Source organism: Patiriisocius marinus, assembly GCF_008974325.1.
In the GTDB taxonomy this organism is placed as follows: domain Bacteria; phylum Bacteroidota; class Bacteroidia; order Flavobacteriales; family Flavobacteriaceae; genus Patiriisocius; species Patiriisocius marinus.
Genome location: NZ_BKCG01000007.1, coordinates 58,057 through 75,253 on the forward strand (window position 1 = coordinate 58,057; position 17,197 = coordinate 75,253).

The following is a 17,197-nucleotide window of genomic DNA, read 5'->3' on the forward strand; positions in this document are numbered from 1 at the left end:
CGTGTTTTACACGGCTCTTTTAATATAAATTCAGCATTAGAGGTGTATTTCGTCGATTAAATTTGCACTTTAAACTATATAGTTACATCTTGTAGGGGTATCTTTATTTCAATTCTGTTTGCTTATGAAATCCCCAAAATTCTTATTAATTATTTGTGCTATTTTATTTAGTTCGGTAATAGTAGCGCAACAACAAACGTCTACAATCGATGTAAATAAAGATGTTGATTTATTGGTAGTTTATGAAGCCTATGTTGCAGACGGATACGGTACTCCAGAAATTTATAAGAAATTAGCTAATGGAAATTATTTTAGAGATAATTATAAAGCTGCTGCAAAATGGTATGAAAAGCTATTTGAAACCGAGACTCCTATAAAAAAGATACATGCTTTTCGATATAAGCAATCGCTTAAAGTGTTGAAAAGAGATATAGCTTCAAATCCACACTTAGCTAAAACTAGTAAAATTTAAACTTTGCTATGTCTATGGCAATATGTGGCGTGATCATTTACCATTCCTGTAGCTTGCATAAAAGCATACATTACGGTGGTTCCAACAAATTTGAATCCGCGTTTTTTTAAATCTTTACTTATAGCGTCACTTAAAGCAGTATTGGCTGGAACTTCACTCATCGATTTAAAAGTATTGGTAATTGGTTTTCCATCTACAAAACTCCAAATGTATTTACTGAAACTCCCATATTCATCTTGAATATTCATAAAGAGTTTCGCATTTATTACAGCCGAATTTACTTTCAATTTATTTCTAATAATTCCAGCATCTTGAAGTAATGCGTCAATTTTTACTTGATCATAATGTGCTATTTTTTGATAATCGAAATCATCAAATGCAGCTCTAAAGTTTTCGCGCTTTCGTAATATTGTAATCCAACTCAATCCTGCTTGAAAAGTTTCTAATAGTAGAAATTCAAACAATGTGCGGTCTTCATAAACTGGAGTTCCCCATTCTTCGTCGTGATATGCCATGTATAATGGGTCATTTCCACACCATTCGCATCTTCTTTTTTCCATGAGTTTAAGTCAATATGTATTAAAATAAGGTTAAGTTTTATGAAATATTAAACCTTAAAAAATAAAGGTAGTAAGTTTAGCAATAAATTTACGTCATATCGCATATGAAAGCAGAAACTATTACTACAGAGTCAACAGCGTTGATTGAAAAGACATTAAACGCTTCCACTACCTATCAAGAATATAGGGATCTAGTGCACGATTTAGCTCAAAAAGATTTAAGTACTGGGCCAATTCAAACTGAAGCACTTGCAAATTATACAGGACTAAATAATGCGAGAATGCGTCGTTTAGATAAAACAATTAAAATTTCAGAAGAAACACAAACTCTTTTTACAAACTATTCAAAGAGCGTAACGTGGTTAGTACTAACTGAAAGTTGGTGTGGTGATGCTGCGCAATCAATGCCAGTAATAAACAAGTTAGCTAACATTGCACCTCATGTTGAAATGAAAGTGGCACTACGGGATGAAAATGTTGAACTAATGCAACATTTTTTGACAAATGGTGGAATGTCAATCCCTAAATTAATAGCAATAGACAATGCGTCTAAAGTTGTTTTAGGGGAATGGGGTCCAAGGCCTACTGTTGCTACAAAAATGGTAGCAGATTATAAAGAAGCTCACGGTGGTTTAACACCAGAATTTAAGCAAGATTTACAGGTGTGGTACACTAGAGATAAAGGGCAGTCAATTATTGATGATCTTGAGAAAATACTTTTATAATTATTCCTGACCAGGAAAATTATAGGTAATACTCCCTAATTGAATATTGGTAGTGCTTTTTGAAAACCGTGCTTCTTCAGCATAATTTATGGCGCTTTCAACTAGGCAGCCGTTAGTTGTTGAAGAGGCATTTTTATTATAATCTGTTTTAATTACAGCTCCGTTGGAATCTACTTCAATATTGATAACAACTTTTCCTACGCTTTCGCAGGTGTAAACAGGGTTTTTTAATAAAATAGCCGTTCTAGATTTTAAACTAAATGTGATGGTTGTTTTTCTACTGTAACCATTCGTTTTATTGTATTTCTTCTTTTTGCTTAGTGAACTAATATTTTCTTGATTTTTAGAAAGGCGATTTTTTGCTGCTTCAATAGCACTTTTAGTTTCACTACTAAGTGTGGTTCGGTTAGTTTCAATACTAGTATGTTTTTCTTGATTTAGAGGGTTTTCTAAACGTTCTTGTTCACTTTCTCTAATAAATTTCTCTGCTTCATTATAGGCTCTGTTTGTTTCAATAACCGAGTTGTTTAAAGCAGTTAATTTAGATTCTTCTTCTAATTCTGGATCAATTTCTAGAAATTCAATTGGAGCAGTTGTTGGTTCTTCAGGAATTTCTGCGGAAATATTAATACTCCATAAGCTTAGGTATAACATACCAAACAAAAGGCTTGTAATTAAAAATGCGCGATATGAATAATTGAAGTTCATGTAACTATTAAACGCAATTTTTATGCAAAAGTGAAGTTGCTAGCGTTAAAGTTAAACTAATTTATTTCTCTTCGGTGTTTGTTATTTCGGCTATAAATTGATCAACAGAAATTGCATTATCCACAGAGAAATCGCCAATTTTAGTTCTACGTAGGGCAGAAAGATGACCACCATTATTAAGTGCTTTTCCAAAATCGTGTGCTAACGATCTAATGTATGTGCCTTTACTACAAGCAACTCTAAAATGAATATTAGGCATTTCAATTCCTGTAATTTCAAACTCCGAAATGCTTATTTGGCGTTTAGGTATTTCAACCTCTTCACCTGCTCTAGCATATTCATAAAGCCTTTTGCCTTCTTTTTTTAATGCAGAAAACACAGGTGGTTGCTGCATAATATCACCAATAAACTGAGAAGTTGCTTCGTGTATCTGTGTTTCAGTAATATTACTAAAATCGAAAGTGTTATCAACTTCGGTTTCAAGGTCATAACTTGGTGTTGTTTCACCTAATGTAATTGTGCCTGTATACTCTTTATGTTGCGCTTGATAGGTTTCAATCTGCTTTGTAAACTTTCCTGTACAGATTATTAAAAGACCGCTAGCAAGTGGATCTAAGGTTCCTGCGTGACCTACTTTAATTTTTTTAATATCTCGTTCCTTTCTAATAAGCCAACGTAATTTATTGACTACTTGGAATGAAGTCCATTCTAGTGGTTTGTCAATAAGGAGTACTTGTCCTGTTTGGAACTCTTCTTTAGTAGTATTCTTGATATTCATTAATTAAGCATAAAGTCCTACTCCTATAGCAATAACACCTACAATTGCACAGTAAATTGCAAAGTAGCGTAGTTTACTTTTTTTAACGAGTGTAATCATCCAGGTACAAGCAACTAGACCGCAAATAAATGCAGCGATAAATCCAAGTCCAAGAGTTGTGAAGTTTGTAGTTTCGGTAGTTAATTCACCTCCTAAAAGGTCTTTTGCTATTTTTCCAAAAATTAGGGGAACTACCATTAAAAATGAAAATCGAGCAGCTTTACTTTTATCATTTCCTAACAATACCGAAGTAGAAATAGTAGCACCACTTCGTGAGATTCCTGGCAACATAGCCACTGCTTGAGATACACCTATGATGACCGCATCTTTAAAAGTTACAGGTTTTCCAGTATTTTTAGCTCTATCTGCAAACCATAATAATACTGCTGTTACAAGTAACATAGCTCCAACGAAAGCAACGTTTCCGCCAAAAAATGCTTCTAATTGTTCTTCAAAAAATAAGCCGACTACTACTGCAGGAATCATGGAAGCAATAATTTTCACTACAAATTGAGTTTCCTCATTCCAAGTAAATTTAAATAGTGCTGTTACAATTTCAATAATATCTTTTCTGAAGACTACTATAGTACTCAATGCTGTTGCGAAGTGTAAAACTACAGTAAAAAGTAAACTCTCTTCTGCAACTGAAGTGTCACCTAAAATTGCTTTTCCCAGCTCTAGATGACCACTAGATGAAACAGGTAAAAACTCAGTAAATCCTTGAATTACTCCAAGAATGATTGCGTCAATTACATCCATTAATTAATCGTTTTTTCTAGTGTCAAGTAAAATGGCGTAAACTTCAATTCCGAACCCAATTAATATTAATGCGGGAGCAAGTCTAATACGTCTCCAACTATAAATTTCTGGATTAAAAACATTTGGGTCGTCACTTCCACCACCAGCCATTAGGATAAATCCTAAAGCAATTACTGCAGCACCTATAAGCATAAACATATAGTTTTTACGCTCAAATATAAAGTGTACTTTTTCGTCTTCTTTTCGTTTTTTCTCTCCCATAATCTTATTTTATTTAAGAGTGATTTTGTGTTTTTTAAAATTCACTATAGCCATTTTGTGCTGTAAATTCTGTAAAAATTATTTCGTTTTCAATCCCTAATTGCGAGATGTGTTCACTAGTGCCAAACCAAAAATTATTGAGGTGCAAGGTAGCTTTTTTGTTCAATAACTTTTCTTTCAAAACCGAAATATCTACACCTCGCTCTAACCCTCTATCGATATAATAGAGATCTGTGTTCCCATCATAAATTACAATGTCAAATTCGGTACCTTTTCTAATTTTTGTTACTGTGATTTCTTTAATAATGCAATCTTCCGGTGTTACATTGTTACTAATGCAACCTTGCAATAGAAGTACTGTTAATACTAGTAAAAATCTAGTAATAAAGATCATCCGTTCTTAAATTTAAAAAACGTTGTGTTGCGATAAAAGTACTAATCCACGTGATGAATAATCCCATTAAAAATACAAAGCCAAATACCGCTCCTACCATTACTTTGTCTTCTATTAATTTTAATTCTGGAAAACTTTTATTGATGTAAAAAAGTACAGCAGCCATTCCAAGCATTGCTACTATAGCTCCAAAAAAGCCAAGTTTAATACTCTTCCAGATAAAAGGACGTCTAATAAATTGCTTTGTAGCCCCTACCATCTGCATTGTTTTAATTGTAAATCGTTTTGCGTAGACTGACAATCTAATAGAGCTGTTAATTAACAATACAGCAATTAATAAAAATAGTCCTGCAATTACTAAAACCCAAAAGGTGATTTTACGCACATTATCTGTTAACTTTTGAATTAAAGGTTTGTCATAAACCACATCATCTACAAAATCTTTACTTTTTAATTCGCTTACAATTTCTTCTACTTTTTCCGGAGTAACGTAATCTGCTCGCATACGTACATCAATACTGTTTTGTAATGGATTGTCACCCAAATACTCCATAAAATCTTCGCCTATTGTTGCAGCGTGTTCTTCTGCAGCTTCTTCTTTAGAAACAAAAACAGCATCCTTAGTGTAGTCAGCAAGTGCTAAACTTTGCTTTAATTGTGTAATTTCTACCTCTTTTGCCGTGTCTTTTAAAAATACCACAACAGGAATTTGTTCTTTAAAATAATCACCTAATTTTTTACTATTTAGGACTAACATTCCAAGTAATCCCAATAAAAACAACACAAGTGAGATACTTAATACGACAGAGAAGTATGAAGAAATCAATCGTCGTTTCTGAAATTTTTCAAAAGATGCTCCCATAGTGTGGTTCGTGGACTATTAAATTAAGTGTGTGTAAAAATACGAAAAACGAGCACAACATATTAGTGAATTTCAAATGGCTGTGAACATTAAAAATTAACGAAAATTTATAGGGTATGTTGTTGTATTAATATCAGTGTTTTTACTTCGGAAATTTCAAGTATTTGAAGCTTGTTAAATGTTAACTTCATTGAAAATATATATAGCTGAAAAATTATTATGACCAAACATCAAAATAATAGACAAATTTTCCCCCTTTAAAATTTCCGTCAGTACTTCTCATTTCCTAATTATAACCTTAAATTTGCCGCTTAAAATCTAGGAAACAATGAGTAAGTATTATTTTAATGAAATTGAGGCAAAGTGGCAAAAATATTGGGATTCACACCAAACATTTGCTGCAACTAACAATAGCGAAAAACCTAAATATTACGTACTAGATATGTTTCCTTATCCATCTGGTGCAGGGTTACACGTAGGCCATCCGTTAGGGTATATAGCGAGTGATATTTACGCACGTTACAAACGCCATAAAGGTTTTAATGTATTGCATCCACAGGGTTATGACTCATTTGGGTTACCTGCTGAACAATACGCAATCCAAACAGGGCAACACCCCGCAGATACTACAAGGGTTAATATTGAAGGTGGTGTTGACAAACAAGGAAACACCATTGCTGGTTACAGAAAGCAACTAGATAAAATAGGATTTTCGTTTGATTGGTCTCGCGAAGTACGTACCTCAAATCCAGCATATTATAAATGGACACAGTGGATATTTATACAATTATTTGAGAGTTGGTTTAATAACGAAACACTCAAAGCTGAAGACATAAAAACCCTAGTTACAATTTTCGAGAACTACGGAAATACTACAGTGCAAGCAGTTTGTGATGAAACTGTAAAAGTTTTCACTGCTGAAATGTGGCAGGCATTTTCAGAAACGAAGAAACAAGAAATTTTATTAAAATACAGATTAACCTACTTAGCCGAAACAGAAGTAAATTGGTGCCCAGCACTAGGAACTGTTTTAGCAAATGACGAAATTGTAAATGGTGTAAGTGAACGTGGAGGTCATACAGTTGTTCGTAAAAAAATGACGCAATGGAGTATGCGTATTTCAGCTTATGCAGAGCGTTTACTACAAGGGTTAGAGGGGATAGACTGGAGCGAATCTATAAAAGAAACACAACGTAATTGGATTGGTAAATCTGTTGGAGCTACGGTTTCATTTGAAGTAAAAGATCACGGAGTTAAAATTCCAGTATTTACTACTAGACCTGATACTATTTTTGGAGTTTCATTTATGACCTTAGCCCCAGAACACGAGTTAGTAGATCAACTAACAACAGCAGATCAAAAAGCTGAAGTTGAAGCCTACAGAGAAGCAACTTCTAAAAGAAGTGAGCGTGAGCGTATGGCAGATGTAAAAACCATCACAGGTGTGTTTACAGGAGCTTATGCAGAACATCCGTTTTCAAAAGAGCCTATTCCTATTTGGATTGGGGATTACGTATTAGCTGGTTATGGAACAGGAGCTGTAATGGCAGTACCTTGTGGTGATCAACGTGATTGGGATTTTGCAACTAAATTCAAAATACCAATCCCTAATGTTTTTGAAGGAGTTGATATTAGCGAAGCAGCACATACAGACAAAGAAGGAACTGTAATTGCAAATAGCGATTTTCTAAATGGATTAAAATATAAAAAAGCACTAAAGCTAGCCATTTACGAGTTAGAAAAATTAGGTGCAGGTAAAGGGAAAACAAATTATCGTTTGCGTGATGCTGTGTTTTCTAGACAACGTTATTGGGGAGAACCTTTTCCTGTGTACTATGTTGATGGAATGCCACAAATGATTGCAAAGGAACATTTGCCAATTCGTTTACCAGAGGTTGAAAAATACTTGCCAACCGAAGAAGGAGAGCCGCCATTGGGTAGAGCAGATGTGTGGGCTTGGGATAGCAACGCAAATGCTGTTGTAAGCAATGATTTAATTGATAATAAAACCGTATTTCCTTTAGAATTGAATACCATGCCAGGATGGGCAGGAAGTTCATGGTACTTCTTTAGATATATGGACTCTAAAAATGAAGACGTTTTTGCAAGTAAAGAAGCATTAGACTATTGGAAAAACGTAGACCTTTATATAGGAGGAAGCGAACACGGAACAGGGCATTTATTGTACAGCCGTTTCTGGGTTAAATTTTTACATGATAGAGGTTTTGTAACTGTTGATGAGCCATTCCAGAAAATGATTAATCAAGGGATGATTTTAGGAACAAGTGCTTTTGTAAATAGAATTGAAGGAACAAATACGTTTGTTTCTGCAACTAAAATTACTGACCAAAGTATACAGCCTCTACACGCAGATGTATCTTTAGTTAATACATCTGATGAATTAGATGTTGAAGCTTTTAGAAATTGGAGAGAAGAATTTAAAAATGCTGAATTTATAACTGAAGAAGATGGAACTTTTAAAGTAAGCCGTGAGGTTGAAAAAATGTCTAAGTCTAAATACAATGTTGTAAATCCAGATGAAATTTGCGAGCAATACGGAGCAGATACGTTACGTATGTACGAAATGTTCCTTGGGCCATTAGAGCAAGCTAAACCCTGGAATACAGCAGGATTGACGGGCGTACATTCATTCTTAAAGAAATTGTGGAAATTATACCACGGTGGAGAAAATGAAAGCTTTAACGTTTCAGAAGAAAATGGTTCTAAAGATGCATTAAAGACTTTACATAAAACAATTAAGAAAGTACAAGAGGATATTGAAAATTTCAGTTTTAATACTTCGGTATCAACTTTTATGATTGCAGTGAATGAATTAACTGCTCAAAAATGTAATTCACGCAATATACTTGAGCCTTTAGCAGTTTTGATTTCACCTTACGCACCACATATTGCTGAAGAGTTATGGAGTAAATTAGGAAAAACGGAAAGTATTGCTACAGTAGCATTTCCAGTTTTTGAGCCAAAACATTTAGTAGAAAGCAGCAAGAATTATCCTATTTCATTTAATGGTAAAATGAAGTTTACAATGGAGTTGCCGTTAGATTTGAGTAAAGATGATATTGAGGCTGCTGTTATGGCACATGAAAAAACACAGCAAATTTTAGATGGTAGAACACCTAAAAAAGTAATTGTTGTACCAGGAAAGATTGTAAACATCGTAGGTTAAGCTCAAGATGATGAAAAATTAATAGTGCTGAAAAAAGCGTGCAGCAAAAACTGCACGCTTTTTGCTATCTTTATTTTAAATAAAAACTCCTTAGGTATCTAAGGCAAAAAACAAGAAACAAAAATGATAGGATATTATATAGTTGCAGGTGTTATCTTTTTAGTAAGCTCATATGTAAGCAATAAACTGAAAAGTAAATTCAAAGAATATTCACAAATCCAGTTGCAAAACGGAATGAGTGGGAGAGAAATAGCTGAAAAAATGCTAGCTGATAATGGTATAACAGATGTTGAGGTAATCTCAGTGAAAGGCCAGTTGACAGATCACTACAATCCAGCAAACAAAACAGTAAATTTAAGTGAAGTGGTTTATTCGGAACGAAATGCAGCGGCAGCGGCAGTAGCTGCTCACGAAGTTGGTCACGCAGTGCAACATGCAACTGCATATAGCTGGTTGAAAATGCGTTCTGCTATTGTTCCAGCGGTAGGTATTTCTAGTAAGTTATCTAATATAGTTATTATGGCTGGGCTAGGTTTATCTGTAGCAGGAATGGCTTTTGGTAGCACAGTATTTTTAATAGGAATTTTGTTATTTGCTGTAACAACTGCTTTTACTTTCATCACATTACCAGTAGAGTATGATGCAAGTAATCGTGCATTAGCTTGGTTAGAAAATGAGAATATGGTAACACCAGATGAGCATGCAGGAGCAAAGGATGCGCTTAAATGGGCAGCAAGAACATATTTAGTAGCTGCATTAGGATCGTTAGCGACGCTTCTTTATTTTGTAAGTATGTTTTTAGGATCTAGAGATTAATTTCTAAAACAGTTCAAAATATTTCAGATAGTTTAAAAATATAAAAACCCCAATCAACTTAAGTTGATTGGGGTTTTTGCTTAACTATAAGTGCGATTAATTACCCAACAACAGTTGAAGGGTTATAGCCTAAGTATGGTACTTCAGTTTCAGTAAAATTAATACCGTAGCTTTCTAATTCTTTTAAAATAGGAGCGTATACTTCTTCTTTAATTGGTACTTGCACTCCTGGCGTTGTTATTTCACCGTTTAATATTTTTAATGAAGCCATTGCAACTGGTAATCCAACGGTTTTAGCCATTGCTGTGTATGTTTGGTCATCACCTTTAGCAACCATTTTACTGTCAATTTGATGTTTTTTGCCGTTAAGTTCGTAGCCGAACTTATGATACATAACAATCATATCTTTATCTTCAGGATCTAAAGTCCAGCTATCCTCAAGTATTTTTTGAAGGCATTGAGCTGGTGTAGCATCTTTGATTCCTATAACTTTTTCGTTGTTTAAAATATCAAGATCAACAAGTTTTTCCCACATAAGGTCATCTTGATCAATCTTTAAATTATGACGAAGTTTTAGCTCTACAGAATCTGTTGGTGAGTATGGTAAAAAACTATTTACAAATTCACGGTAACTTAGGTTTTCACTATCTGGTAAATAGTAGCTGTCATCTGTCATTCCTAATTGAACAAACATGTTCCAAGCTTTGCTGAAACCAACTCTTCTAATAGTACCTCTATATAAAGTAAGAACGTCTTCTAGTCCATAAATAGATTGATATTTCAGCGAATTTCTATTTGCGTAAACTTCAAACTTCCCGTAACCTTCTACTTCAATAAATTCGGTTCTACGGAACAATCTATTGTAAGGGATGTATTTGTATTTTCCTTCTTGTATAAACTCAGCTGCACCACCTTGCCCTGCTAAAACAACGTTTCTAGGGTTCCAAGTAAATTTATAATTCCATAAATTATTGTCACTTTCTGGAGCTACTAGACCGCCGGTAAAACTTTCGAAAAGGAGCATTTTACCACCCTTAGCCTTAATTCCATCGATGACTGACATTGCGCTCATGTGGTCTATACCTGGGTCAAGACCTATTTCATTCATAAACACTAAACCTTTCGCTTTCGCTCTAGTATCTAAAAGTTGCATTTCGTTACTAACATAAGATGCGGTAACTAAATGTTTTCCAAATTCAATACAATCCTTTGCGACCTCAATATGAAATCTAGCAGGCAGCATTGAAATTACTAAATCGCTATTTTCAACAGCTTCTTTACGTTGTGATTCATTAAAAACATCAAGTAATATTCCTCGGCCATTAGGGTGTCCACTTGTAAATTTTTGGGCATTCTGTATATTTAGATCGCCAATGGTTAAGAATAAATCTTCTTTCTCACTTTTGTCTAATAAATATTTAATCAAACTGGTAGCAGATCTACCTGCTCCTATGATAAGTATGTTTCTCATTTCTGCGTTTTTGGTTACCTTTACCTAAGGTAATAATTGTTACGAAAGTACTAAAATTGGAACAGTCTTCTATGGATATACTACATAAAAAAACAGTGCTCACCGCTTGCATTTTAGCAGCATCGTGCATAGCAATAGGCGCTTTTGGAGCCCACGGACTAAAGCAAATAGTGTCTCAGGATTCTTTAGCGATTTATGTAACTGGAACACATTACCATATGTATCATGCCTTAGCTTTATTAGTTTTAGGCTGCCTTCCTCAAATCTCTTCTAAAACACGTGCAACGGTGTTTTGGTTCTTTCTTTTAGGGACTGTCTTTTTCTCAGGATCTCTTTATGTATTAGCTTTAAAAAATGTGCTGCCTTTTAATGTTTCATTTTTAGGTCCTATAACTCCTTTAGGAGGTCTCTTGTTTATTTTAGGATGGTTGAGATTAGGATATGGAGTTGTTAAAAAATAAATTTTAAAACTTTTGCTTTATGGCAATGCCGAAATTTTAGTTACCTAAAAATAGCTATAAACAATTATAGCCTAGTGATAGGTGTATTTTGTTGATGAGGTTAAGCCAATGGGGTGTTTCGTTAATATTTCAGAATAAAAACAAAGTCTAATTGCCTTTAAATTAGAGGATAGTTTTATAGATAGTTGCCTAATTATTGTGGTTTGATATTTTGACTTATTAACAATCATCTGTAATAATAAAGGGGATAATATCACTAATAATATAAGCATTTTCTTATTTTTGCAGGACAACAATTAAAAACAAGTATGGCGGCTGATAACCAAACTACGAAAACGATTTCGATTGAACAATACGGAATCAACAATGCGAAAGTAAACTACCAACTTTCCTCTGAAGAACTTCATAATATAACAATACAAAAAGGTCAAGGTAAAGAAGCGTCTACTGGTGCTCTAGCTGTGAACACTGGTGAATTTACTGGACGTTCCCCTAAAGATCGTTTTATTGTTAAAGATGATGTTACCAGGGACAAGGTATGGTGGGGAAATGTTAATATCCCATTCCCAACGGATAAATTTGATCGTTTATACGATAAGGTTACTGATTATCTTGGTTCAAAAGAGATTTTTGTTCGAGATAGTTATGCTTGTGCAGACCCTGCGTATAAACTTAATATTAGAGTAATTACTGAGACTCCTTGGTCTAATATGTTTGCTCATAATATGTTTTTACGTCCAGAGGAAAGTGAATTAGATGGTTTTGACCCTGAGTGGTTAATCGTTAATGCACCTGGTTTTATGGCAGATCCTAAAGAAGACGGAACTCGCCAGCACAACTTTGCGATTCTAAACTTTACGAAGAAAATAGCTTTAATAGGTGGAACGGGGTATACTGGTGAAATCAAAAAAGGTATCTTCTCTGCTTTAAACTTTATTCTTCCAGTTTATAAAAACACATTGCCAATGCACTGCTCTGCTAACGTAGGGGATAATGGTGAAACAGCAATCTTTTTTGGACTTTCAGGAACAGGAAAAACAACATTGTCTGCAGATCCAGAGCGTAAGTTAATTGGTGATGATGAACACGGTTGGACTGCAGAAAACACAATCTTCAACTTTGAAGGTGGATGTTATGCTAAAGTAATTAACCTTTCAGCAGAAAATGAACCAGATATTTATAACGCTATAAAGCCTGGAGCGATATTAGAAAATGTAAAAATGGATGGTGAAGGCCACGTAAATTTTGCAGATACTTCTATAACACAGAATACTCGTGTTAGTTATCCAATATATCACATCGATAATATTGCAGTACCATCAATAGGGAAAAATCCTAAGAATATATTTTTCTTAACGGCAGATGCTTTTGGTGTGTTGCCTCCTATTTCAAAATTAACTCCTGGACAAGCTGCCTACCATTTTATTAGTGGGTATACGGCAAAAGTAGCAGGGACTGAAGAAGGAATAAACGAGCCAACACCAAGTTTCTCTGCGTGTTTTGGAGCGCCTTTTATGCCATTGCATCCTACTGCTTATGCTGAAATGCTAAGTAAGAAAATGCAAGATGCCGGAGTAAATGTTTGGTTAATCAATACAGGATGGACTGGTGGGCCTTACGGAACTGGAAGCCGAATGAAATTAAAGTACACTCGTGCTATGATTACTGCAGCCTTAGAAAACGAATTGAATAATGTTGAATATGCTAAGCATCCTATCTTTGGATTAGATGTTCCACAAACATGTCCTAATGTGCCGGATGAGATTTTAAATCCACGTGCAACTTGGGGTAATGAAAAAGCATACGATATTCAGGCTAAAGAATTATCAGATTCATTTAAAGATAACTTCAAGAAATTTGAAGAGCATGCAAATGAAGAAATTTTAGCTGGAGCACCAGCGGTTTAATTTTAAGACTTACAACAATTTAAAATACCCTATTTCATATAATGAAATAGGGTATTTTTATTTTAACTACTAATTGCACCTATTCTAGTTCAGCTTAGTTAAAATTAAACTATAAAAAAAGCGTCCAACGTTTTTAAGAACATTGGACGCTTTTACTATTGAGGTATAATCCTTCTTTGTTACTTCTTGTTAGCTTCTTTAATGTACTTTTCAAGAGCCATTGACATAGAAGGTGTTTCGGGAGTTGGAGCTAGTATATCGACTCTTAATCCTTTTTCTTTAACCGCTTTTACAGTAGTATTTCCAAAAACAGCAATACGAGTATCGTTTTGTTCGAAATCTGGAAAGTTTTCAAAAAGTGAATCAATACCACTAGGGCTAAAAAACACGAGTATGTCATAAAATACATCTCTTAATCCGCTCAAGTCACTTACTACAGTTTTGTAAAAAACTGATTCAGTCCAGTCAACTTTTAGGTCGTTAAGAACTAATGGTACTTCTGGCTTTAACTTATCACTTGCAGGAAGTAAAAACTTCTCTGTTTTGTATTTTTTAATAAGTGGGGAAAGTTCTGTAAAAGTACGTTTACCAACATAAATTTTACGCTTTCTATACACTACATATTTTTGCAGGTAGTATGCTACCGCTTCACTTTGACAAAAGTACTTCATAGAGTCTGGTACTTTAAATCTAAGTTCATCAGCAATTCTGAAAAAATGATCAACAGCATTTCGACTTGTAAGTATAATTGCTGTAAAATCTTTTAGGTCAACTTTTTGAGATCTTACTTCTTTTCCAGAGACGCCTTCAACGTGAATAAAAGGCACAAAATCTATTTTTACCTTTTGTCTTTCTATAAGATCAAAGTAAGGAGAATTCTCAACCTTAGGTTCAGGCTGTGAAATTAAAATAGTTTTCACTTTCATAAGCATGGCTTTTTATGAAAAATCGGTTACAAAACAACCTTGTAGATAATGATGTAAGGCGAAATTTCGAGAGCGCAAAGATACAAAATAAAATAAAAAAAATGCGGTAAAATAATACTGCGCTGTTCCTTGTAGCTTGAAAATAAGGCAATACCGTTCAAAATAGCTACTATACTGACAATAGTGAAGAAAATAAATGATGACATTGGGGTTATATAAACCAAAATAAGAACAATCGCCATAAATAAAATGGACATTAAATTGCGATAACTTAATTTTTGGTAAACATATTTGTCAACTATTGCTGAAATATTAAAAATCACCCCAATTAGTTTTTCAAGAAAAATTTTTGCACAAATAAAAAGGGTTAAACCAATACATATTTTTAAATATAGAAAGGAGTTGATAGATGTTATTGATGGGTTTTTCCATTTGTAAATAAGAAGTAGTAGTAAGCTAGCGAGTACAATTTGAACAATAAATAAGAACACATTAAATGGATGAATAACTCCGTCATTCCTTCCATAAACAAAAAAATATTTATTAGTTATTGGTAGTTTTAATAATTCTTGAAAACGTAATGGGTAAAGGATTTTGGTTAAAGCTACTAGAATGACACAACCTACTAAAATGAGGGTGATCCAATCAATATCAGTTGTATTTTTAAGCAAATATTCCAATCCTAAATTTTGAGATAAAGGTACGGTAAAACACAAAGTGTAAAAAGCTGCACAAACAAAATATTATATCCATCAACTCGTTTAAAAAAGGTAACTTTGCCAAAAAAAGAAGGATCTGCATGTCGCAAGCCCTAGTTGTAATTCCAACCTATAATGAGTTAGAAAACATTGAACGTATTATACGTAATGTTTTTTCACTACAACGTACATTTCATGTACTTATAGTAGATGATAACTCACCAGATGGAACGGCAGCTATTGTAGAAAACATGCAGGAAGAATTTTCTGGTAAGTTGCATCTTTTAAAACGAGAAGGTAAAATGGGCTTGGGAACAGCTTATATTGCTGGTTTTAAATGGGCTCTTAAAGAAACGTATGAGTACATTTTTGAAATGGATGCCGATTTCTCACACAACCCAAACGACTTAATTAAGTTGTATAAGGCTTGTGAAATAGATGGGTTTGATATGGCAATTGGTTCTAGATACGTAACTGGCGTTAATGTTGTTAATTGGCCTATGAACCGTGTTTTATTATCATGGGGAGCGTCAAAATATGTGAGATGGATTACTGGTATGGATATTGACGATACCACTGCAGGATTTATTTGCTATCGCCGAAACGTTCTTGAAAAAATTAATTTAGATAAAATTAAATTTGTTGGCTATGCTTTTCAAATTGAAATGAAGTTTAAAACTTATTTGAGTAAATTTAAAATTATAGAAGTACCAGTAATATTTACAGATCGTACAAAAGGAGTTTCAAAAATGAGTAGCGGGATTATTTCCGAAGCTATTTTTGGAGTTCTAAAAATGAAATTTAAAAGTATTTTTAATACACTAGACATATAATGAATACCGTACTTATTAAGAACGCGATGATTGTAAATGAGGGCAAAGTCTTTAACGGCGATGTGCTTATTGAAGGAGAGTATATTGTCGAAATTGACAAAAGTATTAGCGTAAAAACCGCAGATACACGCATTATTGAAGCAGATGGATTGTACCTTATTCCTGGTATGATTGATGATCAAGTCCATTTTAGAGAACCAGGCTTAACTCATAAAGCAACAATTAAAACGGAATCGCAAGCAGCTGTAGCTGGAGGAATTACAACCTTCATTGAAATGCCAAATACAGTGCCTCAAGCAACAACTATAGATTTACTAGAAGATAAGTTTGCTAAAGCAGCAAAGGATTCAGCAGCAAACTATAGTTTTATGTTTGGTGGAACAAATGATAACCTTGAAGAAATTTTAAAGGTTGACAAAAATAAAGTAGCTGGATTAAAATTATTTTTAGGGAGTTCTACAGGTAATATGCTTGTTGATAATCCTGAAATTTTAGAAGAAATTTTCTCTAAAACCGATTTGCTTATTTCTGTTCATTGTGAAGATGAAGAAACAATAAAAAGAAATTTAGCAGAAGCAATAAAAGAATTTGGGGAGGATATTCCAATTGAAAAGCATCCTTTGATTCGTAGTGAAGAAGCATGTTATTTATCCTCATCAAAGGCAGTTGAGTTAGCAAAAAAAACAGGAGCTAGGCTTCACGTTTTTCACCTATCAACAGCAAAAGAAACAAAACTATTTGATAAGCGTAAAGCTCTAAAAGATAAAAAGATTACTGCGGAAGTATGTGTACACCACCTTTGGTTTACAGATGAAGATTATGCTACAAAAGGGACTAAAATAAAGTGGAATCCAGCAGTTAAAACTGCAGCAGATAGAGATGGATTGTGGCAAGCACTTAATGAGGGTAGAATTGATGTGATTGCAACTGATCACGCACCTCATACATTAGAAGAAAAAGATAACGTTTATACTAAAGCACCTTCTGGTGGACCTTTAGTTCAACACGCTGTTGAGGCCTTGTTTGAAATGGTGAATAAAGGACGAATTACTGTTGAAAAACTTGTAGAGAAAATAGCTCATAATCCCGCTATATTGTTTCAGATAAAAGAGCGGGGATATATTCGTAAAGGCTATAAAGCTGATTTGGTTATTATAGATCCAAATTCTCCTTGGACAGTTACTAAAGAAAATATAGCATACAAATGTGGATGGTCTCCATTTGAAGGAACTACCTTTAAGTCTCGTGTTAAATATACGTTTGTTAATGGACAAATAGTTTATGATAATGGTAGAATATTAGAGGCAAATAAAGGACAACGTATAGAGTTTGATAGATAA

General features: G+C 34.0%; 18 protein-coding genes. 8 read left to right on the forward strand and 10 right to left on the reverse strand.

Going from position 1 to position 17,197, the window contains the following annotated elements; translation table 11 throughout:
* Nucleotides 1-124 precede the first annotated feature (124 nt).
* Nucleotides 125-472 carry a hypothetical protein gene (locus GBH57_RS12280; RefSeq protein WP_151674793.1) on the forward strand — a complete coding sequence of 116 codons (348 nt, stop codon included), beginning with the start codon at nucleotides 125-127 and terminating at the stop codon, nucleotides 470-472.
* Here the strand turns inward: GBH57_RS12280 and GBH57_RS12285 are convergent.
* Nucleotides 469-1,032 carry a DNA-3-methyladenine glycosylase I gene (locus GBH57_RS12285; RefSeq protein ID WP_151674794.1) on the reverse strand — a complete coding sequence of 188 codons (564 nt, stop codon included), beginning with the start codon at nucleotides 1,030-1,032 and terminating at the stop codon, nucleotides 469-471. The genes GBH57_RS12280 and GBH57_RS12285 overlap by 4 nt on opposite strands.
* Nucleotides 1,033-1,136: 104 nt before the next feature.
* Between GBH57_RS12285 and GBH57_RS12290 the strand changes: the two genes are divergently transcribed.
* Nucleotides 1,137-1,757 carry a thioredoxin family protein gene (locus tag GBH57_RS12290; protein WP_151674795.1) on the forward strand — a complete coding sequence of 207 codons (621 nt, stop codon included), beginning with the start codon at nucleotides 1,137-1,139 and terminating at the stop codon, nucleotides 1,755-1,757.
* On the opposite strand, the gene GBH57_RS12295 is transcribed toward GBH57_RS12290, so the two are convergent.
* The 6 genes from GBH57_RS12295 to GBH57_RS12320 all read right to left on the reverse strand — a co-directional run bounded on the left by GBH57_RS12295 (nucleotide 1,758) and on the right by GBH57_RS12320 (nucleotide 5,558).
* Complete coding sequence (locus GBH57_RS12295) at nucleotides 1,758-2,411, reverse strand: energy transducer TonB (protein WP_151674796.1); 654 nt, start codon at nucleotides 2,409-2,411, stop codon at nucleotides 1,758-1,760.
* A 115-nt stretch (nucleotides 2,412-2,526) separates the two neighbouring features.
* Nucleotides 2,527-3,243: a tRNA pseudouridine(55) synthase TruB gene (gene truB, locus GBH57_RS12300; RefSeq protein WP_151674797.1), complete on the reverse strand. Its 717-nt coding sequence runs from the start codon at nucleotides 3,241-3,243 to the stop codon at nucleotides 2,527-2,529.
* A gap of 3 nt (nucleotides 3,244-3,246) precedes the next feature.
* The gene (locus tag GBH57_RS12305) at nucleotides 3,247-4,041 is read right to left on the reverse strand and encodes an undecaprenyl-diphosphate phosphatase (RefSeq protein WP_151674798.1); all 795 of its coding nucleotides are present in this window, start codon (nucleotides 4,039-4,041) and stop codon (nucleotides 3,247-3,249) included.
* Between the two features lie 3 nt (nucleotides 4,042-4,044).
* Nucleotides 4,045-4,302, reverse strand: a complete 258-nt coding sequence (locus GBH57_RS12310) for a DUF3098 domain-containing protein (RefSeq protein WP_151674799.1) — start codon at nucleotides 4,300-4,302, stop codon at nucleotides 4,045-4,047.
* A gap of 34 nt (nucleotides 4,303-4,336) precedes the next feature.
* Nucleotides 4,337-4,696 carry a hypothetical protein gene (locus tag GBH57_RS12315; RefSeq protein WP_151674800.1) on the reverse strand — a complete coding sequence of 120 codons (360 nt, stop codon included), beginning with the start codon at nucleotides 4,694-4,696 and terminating at the stop codon, nucleotides 4,337-4,339.
* Nucleotides 4,680-5,558, reverse strand: a complete 879-nt coding sequence (locus GBH57_RS12320) for a cell division protein FtsX (RefSeq protein ID WP_151674801.1) — start codon at nucleotides 5,556-5,558, stop codon at nucleotides 4,680-4,682. Before GBH57_RS12320 ends, GBH57_RS12315 begins: the two co-directional genes overlap by 17 nt.
* Nucleotides 5,559-5,886: 328 nt before the next feature.
* On the opposite strand from GBH57_RS12320, the gene leuS reads away from it, so the two are divergent.
* Together leuS and GBH57_RS12330 are read left to right on the forward strand one after the other, a co-directional pair.
* Nucleotides 5,887-8,745: a leucine--tRNA ligase gene (gene leuS / locus GBH57_RS12325; RefSeq protein WP_151674802.1), complete on the forward strand. Its 2,859-nt coding sequence runs from the start codon at nucleotides 5,887-5,889 to the stop codon at nucleotides 8,743-8,745.
* A gap of 123 nt (nucleotides 8,746-8,868) precedes the next feature.
* On the forward strand, nucleotides 8,869-9,561 hold the full coding sequence (locus tag GBH57_RS12330) for a zinc metallopeptidase (protein WP_151674803.1): 693 nt from the start codon (nucleotides 8,869-8,871) through the stop codon (nucleotides 9,559-9,561).
* Nucleotides 9,562-9,661: 100 nt separating this feature from the next.
* Here the strand turns inward: GBH57_RS12330 and GBH57_RS12335 are convergent, their stop codons facing one another.
* Nucleotides 9,662-11,032 (reverse strand): saccharopine dehydrogenase family protein, encoded by a 1,371-nt coding sequence (locus tag GBH57_RS12335; RefSeq protein WP_151674804.1) that lies wholly within the window; start codon nucleotides 11,030-11,032, stop codon nucleotides 9,662-9,664.
* 71 nt (nucleotides 11,033-11,103) lie between these two features.
* On the opposite strand from GBH57_RS12335, the gene GBH57_RS12340 reads away from it, so the two are divergent.
* Together GBH57_RS12340 and pckA are read left to right on the forward strand one after the other, a co-directional pair.
* Nucleotides 11,104-11,493, forward strand: a complete 390-nt coding sequence (locus GBH57_RS12340; RefSeq protein ID WP_151674805.1) for a DUF423 domain-containing protein — start codon at nucleotides 11,104-11,106, stop codon at nucleotides 11,491-11,493.
* A gap of 308 nt (nucleotides 11,494-11,801) precedes the next feature.
* A complete protein-coding gene (gene pckA / locus GBH57_RS12345; RefSeq protein WP_151674806.1) occupies nucleotides 11,802-13,400 on the forward strand; it encodes a phosphoenolpyruvate carboxykinase (ATP) in 1,599 nt (532 codons plus the stop codon).
* Nucleotides 13,401-13,579: 179 nt separating this feature from the next.
* Here pckA and GBH57_RS12350 read toward each other — a convergent pair whose 3' ends face one another.
* Both GBH57_RS12350 and GBH57_RS12355 read right to left on the reverse strand, forming a co-directional pair.
* Complete coding sequence (locus GBH57_RS12350; RefSeq protein ID WP_151674807.1) at nucleotides 13,580-14,326, reverse strand: uroporphyrinogen-III synthase; 747 nt, start codon at nucleotides 14,324-14,326, stop codon at nucleotides 13,580-13,582.
* A 26-nt stretch (nucleotides 14,327-14,352) separates the two neighbouring features.
* Nucleotides 14,353-15,006, reverse strand: a complete 654-nt coding sequence (locus GBH57_RS12355; protein ID WP_161596100.1) for a DUF4271 domain-containing protein — start codon at nucleotides 15,004-15,006, stop codon at nucleotides 14,353-14,355.
* Between the two features lie 119 nt (nucleotides 15,007-15,125).
* Here GBH57_RS12355 and GBH57_RS12360 point away from each other — a divergent pair, with 119 nt between their 5' ends.
* A complete protein-coding gene (locus GBH57_RS12360) occupies nucleotides 15,126-15,857 on the forward strand; it encodes a polyprenol monophosphomannose synthase (RefSeq protein ID WP_151674809.1) in 732 nt (243 codons plus the stop codon).
* On the forward strand, nucleotides 15,857-17,197 hold the full coding sequence (locus tag GBH57_RS12365) for a dihydroorotase (RefSeq protein ID WP_151674810.1): 1,341 nt from the start codon (nucleotides 15,857-15,859) through the stop codon (nucleotides 17,195-17,197). Before GBH57_RS12360 ends, GBH57_RS12365 begins: the two co-directional genes overlap by 1 nt.